Here is a 13475-nt window from a genome sequence, read left to right as displayed (position 1 = left end):
CCCAGCTAAGAGCCCTCCCGACACCCCGACCGGCATCCGCCCCGCTGAACCGGCCCCCGCCCCGGTCGGCAGTGGCGCGTCGAAGGTCGTCGCCCGTCAGGGCGTCCCTTCTGCTGTTCGCCCTGACCCGCACGGTGGCGACGGGCGACGGCCCGTGGCCTGGCTCCACATCGTCGCCCCGCCTTCCTACGGCGCCACCCCGAGCGCCCGTTCCTGGTGCTCCTGCGGCCGCGACCTCTTCGCCGCCGGACGCGCCAAAACCCTCGCCCTGATCGCCGACCACGAACAGCACCGCACCCTCTGCCCCCTGCTCACCTCCTGTGAAGGGACTGCCGCTGATGAGCGACCCGACCACCACCGACATGCCCATCGACGGCGCCGCGCTGCTTGACGACGTGGAAGCCTTCCACCGCCGCTTCAACGTCTTCCCCACCCAGTCCGCCTACGTCGCGGTGACCCTGTGGGACGCCCACACCCACCTGCTGGACTGCTTCGAGGCCACCCCGCGGCTGGCGTTCCTCTCCCCCGAACCCGGATCCGGCAAGTCCCGCGCCCTGGAGATCGTCGAGACGCTCACCCCCCGGGCCGAGACCACCGTCAACGCCTCCCCGAACTCCCTGTTCCGGCTGGTCGACGCTCCCGAGGGACGCCCCACCCTGCTCTTCGACGAAATCGACACCGTCTTCGGGCCCAAGGCAGGCGACAACGAACCCGTGCGCGGGTTCCTGAACACCGGCTACCGCCGCATCGGCGGCATGCACCGCTGCGTGGGCGACGGCGCGAACCAGAGCGTGCAGAAGTTCTCGTCCTACTGCGCCGTCGCCATGGCCGGGCTCGGCTCCCTCCCCGACACGATCCTGACGCGGTCGGTCATCATCCGCATGCGTCGGCGGGCCCCCAACGAGAAGTGCCAGCCCTACCGCCAGCGCATCCACGAGAAGGAGGGCCACGCCCTACGCGACCGCCTCGCCGCCTGGGCCGACTCCGTCCGGGAGCGGCTCAGCGACGCCTGGCCGGTCCTGCCCGAGGGCATCGTGGACCGGCCGGCGGACGTGTGGGAACCCCTCCTCGCCATCGCGGAAGCGGCAGGCGGCACCTGGCCCGAACGGGCCCGAGCCGCCTGCCTGGAACTGGTCAACGCCGCACACGACGGTGACGAAGCCTCCCTCGGGATCCGGCTGTTGACCGACCTTCGCGACAAGGTGTTCTGCGACGAGGACCGGATCCCGACTGCGGTCATCCTTGAGCGGCTGCTCGGCATGGACGACGGGCCCTGGAACGACCTGGACGACAAGCCCATTACCTCCCGGACCCTGGCCAAGATGCTCGGCCAGTACGTCACCCCCGAGAACAAGCCCATCAAGCCCCGCACTTTCCGCACCCCCACCGGCATTCCGAAGGGCTACTTCGCCGAGGACCTCAGCGACGCCTGGACCCGGTACTGCCCCCCTCCCCCCGGAAAGTCCGCAACAGCCGCAACGCCGCAACAACCGCAGGTCAGCGGGGGTGGATCTGTTGCGGATACCCCTGCCCGTGTCCGCAACACCGCACCGGAAACCGCCACACACCCCGCCCCCGCCACCACCTGACAAACCCCGCCCCGGTGCCGCCACATCCGCCGATGTGGCGGCACCCATCCGCAACAACAACCGGATCCGCAACAAATCCGAGGCTCTGACCTGCACTGTTGCGGCGTTGCGGCTGTTGCGGATCCCCCAAGGCGAAGGAAGACACCCCCTTGTCCCGGAGGTCGCATTGAGTTCGCCCCTGCCCACTACCCACCAGGCGCTGACCGTGCCCGAGGTCATGGAGGCGCTGCGGCTGAGCCGCTTCATGGTCTACAACCTCATTCGCTCGAAGCAGCTCCCGAGCATCACCGTCGGCCGTGCCCGCCGCGTGCCCGCCGACAGCGTTCGCGCCTTCATGGACCGCAAGTTGGAGGAGGCAGCCTGATGGCACGCAAGAGGAACCCGAACGGCGCCGGCAGTATCTGGCAGCGCTCGGACGGGCGTTACGAGGCCCGTGTCTACGTACCCCAGCCCGACGGCACACGCCGCCGGAAGACTGTGTACGGCAAGACCTGGGAGGAGTGCGACACCAAGCGTCAGGAGCTGGTCCGCCGTGACCGCCAGGGCGTGCCGACGCCCACCCGATCGGCCAAGCTCTCCGAGTGGCTGCCGTTCTGGCTGGAGACGTTCGTCAAGAACGACCGCAAGAAGACGACGTACGCGAAGTACGAGACGCACGTCCGCCGGTACCTCATCCCTCACTTGGGGTCCAAGCGCCTGGAGAGCCTGGGCACGCCGGACGTGCGGCGGATGCTGGCCGCGGTGACCGCGCAGACGACCGTGGCCACGGCCAAGGAGTCGCACCGCGTGCTGCGCAGTGCGCTCACGGCTGCCAACCGGGATGAGTTGATCAGTCGGAACGTGGCCCAGCTGGTGTCGGCACCCCGCGTGGTCCAGCGGGAGCTGAAACCGTGGGACCTCGACCAGACGCTGACGTTCCTTGAGGCAGCGCGGCGCGACCCGCTGTACGCGGCTTTCGCACTGGCGGTGGCCCTGGGGCTGCGCCGCGGCGAGATCCTCGGACTCCGCTGGTCGGACATCGACCTGGACCGCCGGACGCTCACCGTGCGGAACCAGATCCAGCGCGTGCAGAAGGAGCTGTACGCCGACTCGACCAAGAACCGGCGCACCCGGGCCATCCCCCTCCCGGAGATGTGCGTGGCGCCGCTGCGCTGGCAGCGTATGCGGCAGGCCGCGCTGCGGGATGCCGCAAAGGGGTGGGAGGAGAGCGACTACGTCTTCACCACCCGCACCGGGCGGCCGGTCGAGCCGCGCAACCTCAGTCGGTCCTTCGAGCGGATCGGCCAGGAAGCGGGCCTGCCGCGGATCCGGCTGCACGATGCGCGGCACGGGTGCGCCACGTTGCTCTTTGCCGCTGGGGTGGCGCCGCGGGTGGTCATGGAGATCCTGGGGCACTCGCAGATCGCCGTCACGATGAACATCTACACCCACGTGACCGACGGCAACCGTCGGGAGGCCATGGGGCACATGGATCGGCTGCTGCGCCGACGGCGCCCTGCGGCCGAGTAGGGCGTTGCCGTCATTTATAGCCGTCAAAGGCCCCCAACCATGATCGGTTGGGGGCCTTTGTGCTGGTGGGCGCGGACGGTTTCGAACCGCCGACATCTGCTTTGTAAGAGCAGCGCTCTACCCCTGAGCTACGCACCCGTGGATGAGTGGACAGCCTACATGGCGGGCACGCCCCCGGCGCAAACCCGTTCGTGTGGGAGAGAATGGACCGGGCATGGCGGAGGCGGGCGCGGTACGGGAGAGGGATTGTGACGACGGCATCCCGGCGGTGGTTCGGTGGGCGGGACGACAGTCGGCGGGCGGACGCCCAAGCGGCCAAGGACGCCGCGGCCGCAGCGTTCTACGAACTGGACACGGCGCAGCGGGACCTGCGGATCTCGATCGAGACCATCGCGGCCGCGGACGCTTCGCCCGCGGCGCGGCAGGCGGGCGAGGGGTTCGCCGCGCTGGGGCAGCGGATCGACCAGGCCAGCCACGTGTACATCGAGGCGGTCGACGCCCACGACCTGGACCGGCCCGAGCTGGACGGTGCCGTCGCGGCGCGGGCGCGGGACCAGCTGACGAGGGCCCGCGAGGAGCTCGTACGGGCGAAGGCGGAGCTGGATCGTTTCGCTCGGGGCATCCAGCCGCTGCTGGACCGGGCCGAGACGCAGCTCGCGCAGGTGGCGCCGGCCCGGGAGCGGGCGAAGGCGGCGCTGCTGGCGGCGAGCACGGCGCTGGACGAGGTCCGCGGGACGGGGATGCGGGCCGATGACCTGGCGGCGCGGCTGGCCGCGCTCGGGCCCGAGCTGACCCTGCTGAACCAGGGCGTCGCCCAGCACGGGGTGCAGGACACCCTGCAGCGCGCGGACCGGATCCTGCGGGACGCCGAGGCGATACGCGCCGAGCTGGCGCGGCTGCCGGAGCGGGCAGCGGAGATCGACCGGCGGCTGGTCAGCCTGCGGACCCGGGCGCAGGCGCTGCGCAACCGGGCGGACCGGGTGGATCCGGTGCTCAGCGAGTTGCGCCGGCGGTTCAGCGCGGCGTGCTGGCAGGACCTGCAGCACGTGCCGGAACAGGCCGTACGGGATGTCGCACGAGCGGAGGAGCAGCTGCGGGAGGCCGCGCGGGCGCGGGAGGAGCAGCGCTGGGCGGACGTGACGGCGCTGATCGACGCGGTACGGGCGGCCCTGGACTCCACGGACGAGGCGGTGTCGGCCGCGCAGGACCGGCTGACCCGGCTGGAGGCGGTGGCCCGGGACCCGCAGCAGGAGGTGCAGCGGACCCGGTTCGTGATCCGGGACGCACAGCGGCTGGCGATGGAGGGCCGCAGCGTGCCGGATCCGCGGCACGCCGGACCTCTGGACGAGTCGGTGGCCCGGGTCGAGCGGGCGCTGGCCTCGCTGGAGGGACGCCACCCCGACTACTGGCACTTCCTCCAGGAGATGGAGGACGTCCGGGCGGTGGTGGGCCGGGTGGTGGCCGACCTGCGGGGCCGGCGCGCCAGCGGCTGAGCCGGGCGGGGCACTGCCGGGGTGCGGGCGGAGCGCGGGCGGGGCAGGAGTTGTCCGGGGGTGGGCATCGGCGGATGCTGGGAGGGACAGGGACGGAGCAGAGGAGGCGGGATGGCTGCCCACACTTCCCACACGGCTCGTTCTTCCCGTAGGGCTCGTGCGTCTCAAGCCGCTTCTGCTTCCGCGGCAGCTGCTGCGCCGCGTGAGGGATATGCGCCTCACGCCGCCTACGGGTGTCACGAGGCCCATGAGAATTACGCGCCCTACGTGCCCCACGAGCCCTACGGGCCGCAGGTGCCGCAGGAGACTCACCGGCTGAGGCGCCGCGTGCGCCGCATGGTGCACCCCGTCGAGGCGCAGCTCGACGAGCACCTGCCCGTCGACCACAAGCTCAGCACGGTGTACCGGGTCGGTGCCGGTCTGACGGGGATCCTGCTCGTCGTCTTCGGGATCCTCGGGCTGACGAACCGGATCGGGTTCTTCGACACCGGCGGCGACCGGGTGCTCTCCCTCAACACCAACGGCGCGCTGAGCGTCCTGTCGATCTGTGTCGGCCTGCTGCTCTTCGTCGGGATGGTGATCGGCGGGAACTTCGCGTCGACGATCAACATCGTGCTCGGCCTGGCCTTCATCGCGAGCGGGTTCGTGAACCTGGCCCTGCTGGACACGGGGCTGAACTTCCTCGCCTTCGAGATCCAGAACGTGCTGTTCAGCTTCGTCGTCGGCGTGATGCTGATGTGGTTCGGGATGTACGGGCGGGTGGGCAGCGCCCTGCCGCACGACAACCCCTACTGGCGGGCCCGCCACCCCGAGCAGGCGGCCCGCGAGGACCGGGCCCGGGCCAGGGCGCACCCAGCGTCCCCCGCCACCGGGCACTGAGCACGACGGCTGGCCCCAGCCGGCCCCTACCCCGGACCCCGTCCCGGCGCCTGGTTTGGCCGGCCTCCCGCACCCCCCGGCGCCTCCGCGGCCGCGGCCAGCAGGGCTTCGGCCGCGGTGGTGCGGGCGTACAGCACCGTCCGGCCGGCCCGGTGGGCGCTGGCCAGGCCGGCGTCGCGCAGTGCGGTCAGGCACTGGGAGACCCGCGCCGGGGAGAGGCCCGTACGGTCGGCGAGCTCGGTGGTGGAAGCCGGGCTGTCCAGCTCCGCCAGGAGCGTGCTGCGCGACCGCCCGAGGACGACCGCCAAGGCCGCGGAGGCCGTCCGGGACCGCGTCTCCCACAGGGAGCCCGCGCCCCGCGCGGGATACACGAGCTGGGGCGGGTCCGGCGGCGCCACCCGGGTGGAGAGCCCCGAGGCCTTGAACGCAGAGGGGATCAGCAGCAGCCCCGGCCCCGCCGCCTCCCGGCTGAGCGCGCGCTGCCGGGACCGCGCAGGGGCCAGCCGCAGGGCGACGCCGTCCCAGTCGGCCTGCGGGTCCAGGTCCGTGAGGAGGCGGACGGCGCCGTGCTCGGCGGACTGCCGGGCCCGGTACAGGACGTCGGCGTCGAGCAGGGCCCGGATCCGGGCCCAGTACGGGGACAGGGCCAGCTCCCAGAAGGCCGCGGCCTCCTCGGCGACCCGGGCCAGCCGGCCGCGTGGATCCGCGTGCAGCGCGCGCAGCCGCGGGCCGAGCCGGCCCTGGTGCTGCCCGAGGTGTTCGAGGTCCCGGCGCACCCGGTCCGCCGGAGTCGCGGTGACGGCGGCGAGCTCCTGCTCCAGTGCGGGCGCGGGGCCGGACGGCGCCGGGGTGAGGAAGTCGGGGGCGTAGCGGGAGGCGGCCGGGATCAGCTCGGCGAGCCAGCCCCGGTCCAGGCCGGACGCGGCCACCCGCGGCCGCACCTGCGCGAGCCAGGGCCCGTGCACGCAACGCCCGGGATATCCGACGGGCCCGGCGCGCCCTGTCACCCGCCCACCAGCCGCCGGACCCTGCCCCGGGACCGGCCCCGGAACCGGCGCCGCGCCCCCCGACCGGGCCAGCAGCCGGAAAGCGGCCATCAACTGCCACATCGGGGACACGGCGAACCGCGTCCGCGCCAGATCGTCCGCCGAGAACGACAGCACCGTCGGCCGGCCCATGAAAGCCCCCCGCCTCCCTCTTCCTCCGCTCAGCCGCCGCCCGCCGCCCGCCGCCCGCCGCCCCGCCGCCCCGCCGCACGGATTCAGCTGGAACGGAATCATTGGCGGCCCACCCTACCCACCGTTGATCATTCCGGCATGACCCCACAGAACATCACCGCCGCGGCCTCGGGCACCTGGAACCTCGGCGACCTCCGCGTCAACCGGATCGGCTTCGGCGCGATGCGGATCACCCAGGACGGCGCCGCCTTCGACCCCGACGCGGCCCCGAGCGACCGCGACCGCGCGATCGGCGTACTGCGCCGCGCGGTCGAGCTGGGCGTGAACCACATCGACACGGCCGCCTTCTACTTCTCCCGTCTGCGCTCCGCCAACGAACTGATCAACCGTGCGCTCGCCCCCTATGCGGACGACCTCGTCATCACCACCAAGGTCGGGCCGAGCCGCGGCCCGTCGGGCTCCTGGATGGACCACGCCACTCCCGAGCAGCTGCGCGGGCAGGTCGAGCAGAACCTGCGCGAGCTGGGCCGGGACCACCTCGACGTGGTCAACCTGCGCATCGTCGGCACCGGGTCCATCGCCGAACGCTTCGGCGCGCTGGCCGAGCTGCGTGAGGCCGGGCTCATCCGCCACCTGGGCCTGTCCAACGTCCGGCCCCACCACCTCACCGAAGCACAGGCCATCGCCCCGGTGGTCTGCGTGCAGAACGCCTACGGTCTGGGCTTCGCCCCGGATCAGCGTGCCGAGCAGCGGGAGTTCGTACGGCTCTGCGGTGAACGGGGTGTCGCGTACGTCCCGTTCTACGCGCTGGCCGGGTCGCGCCGCGAGGCCGGCCTGCGCCCCTCCGACGCCGCCCCGAACCCGCCGAACACCCCGGACACCGCCTCCACCTCCGACGCCGACGCCGCGGCCGCCGCCGTCTCCGCCGTCGCGGACGCCCGCGGGGTGAGCCAGGCCCAGGTGCGGCTGGCGTGGACGCTCCACCTCGGGGACCACGTCCTGGCCATTCCGGGGACCGGCAACCCGGACCACCTGGCCGACAACATCGCCGCGGGCGCGCTGCGCCTTTCCGAGGACGAGCTCCGCCTCCTGGACCCCGACGGCCCTAGTGCCGTGACCCGACCAGCACACCCGGCGCCGGGGACCGCGGACCGGGCGGGGCATCCTCGGTAGCCTTGGGCCATGCCTCGATACGAATTCCGCTGCCGGACCTGCGACGACACCTTTGAGGTCAGCCGTCCCATGGCCGAGTCGTCCGCGCCCGCCGACTGCCCCGCCGGGCACTCCGACACCGTCAAGCTGCTCTCCGCCGTGGCCGTCGGCGGGACCAGCAGCGCCCCCGCCCCGTCCGGCGGAGGCTGCTGCGGCGGCGGAGGCTGCTGCTAGGCCGCCCTGCCCACAGGAGGGACCTGACCGCAGGGCCGGTCGGGCGGTCGGGCGGTCGGGCGGTCGGGCGGTTGGTGTCAGCGCTTGCGCGACAGGGTGAGCCCGTCCGAGATCGCCAGCAGTACGGACTCCATCCGCGGGTCCGCCGCGACGTGCTCGTTGTAGGCGCGGACTCCGGCCGCCGACCCGCTCGTCGCCGTCTCGTCCACGACCGTGCCGTGGAACAGCGTGTTGTCGGTGACGATCAGTCCGCCGGGCCGCATCCGCGGCACGAGCTCCTCCCAGTAGGCGATCTGGTTCTCCTTGTCCGCGTCCACGTACGCCATGTCGACGTGCGGCTCGGCGGGCATGGCCCGGAGCGTGTCCAGGGCCGGGGCGATGCGCAGGTCGATGCGGTCGGCGACGCCGGCCGCCTCCCAGGCCTGCCGCCCGTACGCGGTCCACTCCTCGGAGATGTCGCAGGCGATCAGCAGGCCGTCCGCGGGCATCGCCTGGGCCATGGAGAGGGTCGAGAAGCCGGTGAAGGTGCCGATCTCGACGATGCGGCGGGCCCCGGTCAGCCGGACCAGGAAGGCCAGCAGCGGGCCCTGCTCCTCCGCCGACTGCATGCCGGCGACGTCGGGGAACTCGGCGTACGTCGTCTCCACCAGCCCCCGCTGGATCTCGTCCAGCGGGGGGTTGTGGTCGAGCACGTACCGGTAGAGCTCGTCAGTGATCTTCGTCGTGTTGCCCTTGGTCATGCGCCAAGTGTGCCTACTTGACGGGCAGTCCGGGCGAACGCCCGCACGATCTCCTCGCCCGCCGTGACGCCCTTCTCCGCCAGGGCCGTGACCGTGGGCGCGTGCCAGCCGGCGTCGGCCAGTTCGCCGTGCCCGGGCCGCCAGGCCGTGTCGGCGGCGAGCAGCAGGTCGGCGTCGAGCAGCGAGTCACCGGCCGCCAGGGTCGTGGACGCACCCGTGCGCCGGGCCACTTCGCGCATCGCCGCGCTCTTCGTCAGCGGCCGCGGGACCGCGTAGACCTTGCGGCCCTGGAGCGAGACCGTCCAGCCGCGGGCCTCCGCCCACTCGGCCAGCGCCTTGAGCCACTCCTCCGGGAGCCGGTCGCGTTCGACGACGAGGTACGCGAACAGGTCCTCCGCCACCCGTGCCTTGCGCAGCCAGGCCGGGTCTGCGGTCGCCAGCAGGTGTTGGTGCACCTCCTCCAGCGGGGCGCACTCCTCGGCCAGCCGGGCGGCCACCTGTCGGCGCCAGTCCCGGTCCGGTTCCCCGTCCACGAGCAGCTGCCCGCCGTTGGCGCAGATCGCGTACGGTGCCGGGCGGCCGGGGAAGCGGATGCGCTGGTACTGCTTGCGGGTGCGGGTCGTCGTGGGGACGAACACCACCGAGGGGTCCGCGGTCAGTTCGGCCAGCAGGGCCGCCGCGGTCTCCGTCATGTACGACAGCGGCTTGCTCTCGTGCACCTCCACGCACAGCAGCCGCGGCGCGGCCGCGTCGGGCACGGTCAGGCCGAGGGCCGCCGACGAGTAGATGAGCGTACGGTCGAGATCGCTGGCTACCAGGACAGTCACTTGGAGGTCACGGCCTTTCCGTCGGCGCCGGTCGCGCCGCGCGTGTATCGGGGGTGGATGAGTCCCACGCACGTGTAGGGCAGGCCGTCGACCTCCTCCACCGGCACCCCGCGCTGCTCGGCGAGGAGCCGTACGTGGTCCAGGTCGGGGCCGGCGCCGCGCCGGGCCAGCACCTTCCACGGCACCCGGCGCAGCAGCACGCGGGTGGTCTCGCCGACGCCGGGCTTGACCAGGTTGACGTCGTGGATGCCGTAGTCCTCGCTGATCCGCTCCACGGCGGCCCAGCCCTCCCAGGTCGGGGTGCGGTCGGTCGCGAGGAGCTCCTTGACGTCGGCGTCGACGGCGTCGGCGACCTCCTCGAAGCGGGCGGCGACGGCATCGACGAAATCGACGGAGACGTCGGCTCCGGCGAGCTCGCGGTAGAACTTCGCGCCGTGGAAGTCGGCGGGCCCGACCAGGTCGGACCGGAGCACGGTACGGGATATGAGGCCCGAGACGGTGGAGTTGAGGCAGGCCGAGGGGATCAGGAAGTCCTCGCGGGTGCCGTACGTGGGCACGCACGAGCCGGGGTCGGCCAGGACCACGATGTCCGGGTTGAACGCGGGACCGCCCTCCTGGTCCCGGTGGGCGCGCAGGGCGGCGGACAGCTCGCGGGTGATGGCGCCCTTGCCGGTCCAGCCGTCGACGAAGACGACGTCGGCGGGGTCGTGGTGGGCGGCCAGCCAGCGCAGCGCGTTGGCGTCGATGCCGCGGCCGCGCACGATGGAGACGGCGTAGTGCGGGAGGTCCAGGCCGTGCCGGGCCCGGGCCCAGCGCCGCATCAGCACGCCGACGGGCGTGCCGGCGCGGGCCAGGGAGACCAGGACCGGGGAGGGGGTGCGCTCGGCGAGGACGGTCTCGGTGACCGTGCCGACGGCCCGGGCGATCCGGGCGGCGGAGGCCTCCAGCGCGCTCCGGTAGAGCTCCTGGTACTGGTCGGACGGCTGGTACTCGACGGGGAGCGACTCGGCGTAGTGCGCGCCGCCCGCCTGGATGGCCTCCTCGCGTTCCTCGGTCGGGGCTTCCAGGGCCACGCCGGAGAGGTCCTGGAGCAGCCAGCCGACGTCCTCGGCGGCGTACGAGGAGAAGGCGGGGCCGCGCAGCGGCTCGGGCAGGCGGGGCTGCGGCAGGGCCGGCTCGGGCACGGTCCGCTCGGACATGGTCGGCTCCTGCCGGTCGGGAGTGGCGTCGGGGGCGAGCGGGGGCGTGGGAGTGGGCGCCGCGGGCACGTACGAGGGGACCACGGCGAGCAGGACCTGCCCGGTGTGCGGGGCCAGACGGGCGAGGAGCCCGTCGGCGGCGTGCAGCGCGTCGGTGTCGCCCTGGCCGTCGACCACGGCGACGACGGTGTCGAAGCCTGCGCCGGCGACGTTGTAGGCGTACCGGTCCCCCGGCCCGTCGGCCGGGGCGTCGTGGGCGGGGAAGACGAGCCGGGTGCGGATCGCGTAGCCGGGGTCGTCGACGGCGAGGACGGGCGAGCGGGTGGTGGTGGAGAAGCGGACCTCGCGGGCCGCGCCGGACTCCTCCAGCGCGAGCGCGAGGCGCAGCGGCGCGTACATCAGCTCCTCGTTGCCGAGTACGAGGACGCGGCCGCCGCCGCGGCCGGAGGCGGGGCCCCGTCCGGGGGCGGTGCCCAGCGCGTCGGCGAGCTGCCCGGCCAGTGCGGGCAGGGCGGCCTCCAGGCGGTCGCGGTGCGCGGGGGTGAAGCCGTGGCGCCCGCCGTCGGGCAACCCGGCCGGCCAGGCCAGCTCGACCCGCCTGATGGGGGCGAAGCGGGGCGCGGGGACGGAGCCGGCGGGCGCCGCGGACGCCGCCTGCCGTTCGTACTGCTCGACCAGGGCCTGCCCCTTGGCCATGACCCCGTCGGGCAGGTGCACGGTCCCCGAGGCCAGCGCGAGCAGGTCGACCCGCGCGCCGATCTCGGCGGCGAAGGCGCTGAGCCGCTCGCGGTCGGCGGGGGAGCGCACGTCGACGAGGGCGACGACCACGTAGTGCGTACGGGGGTGGCGGGCGTGCAGGTCGCGGATGGTGTTCAGGACGGTGTTGCCGGTGGAGAACTCGTCGTCCACGAGGACCAGCGGCCCGCCGCCCGCCAGGAGCTTCGGGTCCGCGGGCAGCAGCAGGTGGGAGGTGGCGTGCGAGTGGCTCTCCTCGAAGCCGCCGGCGGCGGCCACTCCCGGCACCGGGCGGCGCGTGGAGTGCAGGTAGGGGGCTGCGCCCAGGCCGTCGGCGACGCAGTGCCCGAGGCCGGTCGCGGTCTCGGCGTAGCCGAGGACCACCGCGGCGGCCGGGTCCTCCCCGGCGGCGTCGAGCAGGGCCCGGACCCTCAGGCCGAGCCCGTACCCGGCGGCGTGGACGGTGCGCGGGGACTGCGGGACGTGCTTGCCGAGCACCTGCGAGACCAGGAGGTGGGCGCGCTTGGGGTTGCGCCGCAGGGCGAGGCCGAGCAGGTCCGCCAGCCCGGGGCCGCGGGAGCCGTCCGCTCCCTCCAGGCGTACGCCCAGCCGGTCCGCGACCCAGGTTCCCGACCACACCGCGTCGATCGTCTTGCCCTTCTCCGCCATCACATCCGTCACACCAGTCACGCCAGTCCAGTCATGCCAGTCACATCGGCCTCGTCAGCCATATCAGCCACGTCCGCGCCCGTACACACTCACACCTGGAGCCCGGCCGTGAGCAGGTCGACGAAGCCGACCTGCTCCCTCGCCACCCCGAACACCTCGGCGCGCAGCATGGTGCGTTCGGCCCAGGCGCGGTGGGGCTTCACCTCGTTCATCTTGTTCGTGTAGGCGGAGCGCATGACGCCGCCGCCGGTGCGCTCGGGGCGCAGGATGTCCTGGGCGTCGCTGAACTCCTCGTGGGAGACCACCGACAGCGCGTGCACGGGCGTGACGTGCGCCGGGTGGATGCAGGTCTTGCCGAGGAGGCCGTTGGCCCGGTCGAGTTCGATCTCGCGCAGCAGCCCGTCGAGGTCGTGCTCGATCAGGGTGGTGCGCAGTTCCTCGGCGCCCTCCTCCAGGAAGGGGCTGCGCCGCAGCTGCGGCTTGAAGAGGCGCTGCTGGCGGCGGAAGTACTCCCAGACGGGGCCGGTCACGGTGAAGCCGGTGCCGTCGGCGCGGCTGAGCACGTTGACCACGTCGGCGATGACCCCGGCGACGATCTGGACGTCGTACGCGGTCATGTCGGGGGTGCGGCGCAGGCCGTACACGGAGCAGAAGTCGGTGACGCCGAGCCGCAGGGCGAGCACGCGCTCGCGGTACCGGTTGACCGCGCGGGAGATCCCGGCGAGGGCTTCGACGCGGGTTTCGAGGTGGAGCAGGTCCGGGGTTTCCAGGACGGGCATGGCGTAGAGCCGCGGGAGGCCGGTGAGGGCCTCCGCCTCGGCCACGGCGTCGAGGAAGGCGGCGCCTCGGCTCGCGGTGAACTTGGGCAGGACGAATCCGGCCAGCCGGTGCACGGAGCCGCCGAGCCGGCGGGCGAGGTCGGGGATCTGCTCGGGGGTGCGGACCCGGATGAAGAGGAGGGGGCTCTCCGGGCCGTCCGCGCCCTGCTCGTCGAGGGCGGCGAACTGGCGCACGAGGTTCTCCTCGGCGCCGTCCACGTCGCCGTCGCTGATGGAGTCCTCCAGGCAGAGGACCATGGAGACGACTCCTCGGGCGGCCTGCTTGCGGATGTCGGCGGCGAGGTTCGGGCGGGTGGCCGGGCTGTAGAGGGTGGCTCCGAGCGCGGCGGCGAGCAGGCGTGCGGGGGAGGCGGCAGTGAACTCGGCCGGCTCCATGTAGAAGAGTTCCTTGCGGACCGCGGGCGATATGTGCCCAAAGTGACGCATGTGCTT

General features: G+C 73.2%; 12 protein-coding genes and 1 tRNA gene. 7 read left to right on the top strand and 6 right to left on the bottom strand.

Annotated features, from left to right (window positions below):
- Nucleotides 1–338: 338 nt before the first annotated feature.
- From ACSHWO_RS23360 to ACSHWO_RS23350, 3 genes are all read left to right on the top strand, one after another.
- Nucleotides 339–1589 carry a DUF3631 domain-containing protein gene (locus ACSHWO_RS23360; RefSeq protein WP_438314496.1) on the top strand — a complete coding sequence of 417 codons (1251 nt, stop codon included), beginning with the start codon at nt 339–341 and terminating at the stop codon, nt 1587–1589.
- A 166-nt stretch (nt 1590–1755) separates the two neighbouring features.
- On the top strand, nt 1756–1953 hold the full coding sequence (locus tag ACSHWO_RS23355) for a helix-turn-helix domain-containing protein (RefSeq protein WP_438319251.1): 198 nt from the start codon (nt 1756–1758) through the stop codon (nt 1951–1953).
- Entirely contained in the window at nt 1953–3098 is a 1146-nt protein-coding gene (locus ACSHWO_RS23350; protein ID WP_438314493.1) for a site-specific integrase, read from the top strand. The genes ACSHWO_RS23355 and ACSHWO_RS23350 overlap by 1 nt, the downstream gene beginning before the upstream one ends.
- Before the next feature lie 63 nt (nt 3099–3161).
- Here the strand turns inward: ACSHWO_RS23350 and ACSHWO_RS23345 are convergent.
- A tRNA-Val gene (locus ACSHWO_RS23345) sits at nt 3162–3236 on the bottom strand.
- Between the two features lie 65 nt (nt 3237–3301).
- Here ACSHWO_RS23345 and ACSHWO_RS23340 point away from each other — a divergent pair.
- Both ACSHWO_RS23340 and ACSHWO_RS23335 read left to right on the top strand, forming a co-directional pair.
- Complete coding sequence (locus ACSHWO_RS23340) at nt 3302–4591, top strand: hypothetical protein (RefSeq protein WP_438314490.1); 1290 nt, start codon at nt 3302–3304, stop codon at nt 4589–4591.
- Between the two features lie 336 nt (nt 4592–4927).
- Nucleotides 4928–5470, top strand: a complete 543-nt coding sequence (locus ACSHWO_RS23335; protein WP_385842252.1) for a DUF4383 domain-containing protein — start codon at nt 4928–4930, stop codon at nt 5468–5470.
- A gap of 26 nt (nt 5471–5496) precedes the next feature.
- Here ACSHWO_RS23335 and ACSHWO_RS23330 read toward each other — a convergent pair whose 3' ends face one another.
- Entirely contained in the window at nt 5497–6399 is a 903-nt protein-coding gene (locus tag ACSHWO_RS23330) for an ArsR/SmtB family transcription factor (protein WP_438314487.1), read from the bottom strand.
- A 387-nt stretch (nt 6400–6786) separates the two neighbouring features.
- On the opposite strand from ACSHWO_RS23330, the gene ACSHWO_RS23325 reads away from it, so the two are divergent.
- A complete protein-coding gene (locus ACSHWO_RS23325; RefSeq protein WP_438314484.1) occupies nt 6787–7821 on the top strand; it encodes an aldo/keto reductase in 1035 nt (344 codons plus the stop codon).
- Between the two features lie 9 nt (nt 7822–7830).
- The gene (locus ACSHWO_RS23320; RefSeq protein WP_179172463.1) at nt 7831–8034 is read left to right on the top strand and encodes an FmdB family zinc ribbon protein; all 204 of its coding nucleotides are present in this window, start codon (nt 7831–7833) and stop codon (nt 8032–8034) included.
- A gap of 77 nt (nt 8035–8111) precedes the next feature.
- On the opposite strand, the gene ACSHWO_RS23315 is transcribed toward ACSHWO_RS23320, so the two are convergent.
- The 4 genes from ACSHWO_RS23315 to ACSHWO_RS23300 form a co-directional block, all read right to left on the bottom strand.
- Nucleotides 8112–8774 carry an O-methyltransferase gene (locus ACSHWO_RS23315; protein WP_361083631.1) on the bottom strand — a complete coding sequence of 221 codons (663 nt, stop codon included), beginning with the start codon at nt 8772–8774 and terminating at the stop codon, nt 8112–8114.
- Entirely contained in the window at nt 8771–9601 is an 831-nt protein-coding gene (locus ACSHWO_RS23310; RefSeq protein WP_361083634.1) for an HAD family hydrolase, read from the bottom strand. Before ACSHWO_RS23310 ends, ACSHWO_RS23315 begins: the two co-directional genes overlap by 4 nt.
- Nucleotides 9598–12204, bottom strand: a complete 2607-nt coding sequence (locus ACSHWO_RS23305; protein WP_438319249.1) for a phosphoribosyltransferase — start codon at nt 12202–12204, stop codon at nt 9598–9600. Before ACSHWO_RS23305 ends, ACSHWO_RS23310 begins: the two co-directional genes overlap by 4 nt.
- A gap of 89 nt (nt 12205–12293) precedes the next feature.
- Nucleotides 12294–13469 (bottom strand): HpcH/HpaI aldolase/citrate lyase family protein, encoded by a 1176-nt coding sequence (locus tag ACSHWO_RS23300; RefSeq protein WP_438314480.1) that lies wholly within the window; start codon nt 13467–13469, stop codon nt 12294–12296.
- Nucleotides 13470–13475 lie beyond the last annotated feature (6 nt).

The organism is Streptomyces pallidus (ex Mingjun et al. 2026) (genome assembly GCF_051550185.1).
Lineage (GTDB): Bacteria > Actinomycetota > Actinomycetes > Streptomycetales > Streptomycetaceae > Streptomyces.
The sequence above is the reverse complement of the archived record's forward strand: the minus strand, read 5'-3'. Positions and strand labels throughout refer to the sequence as shown.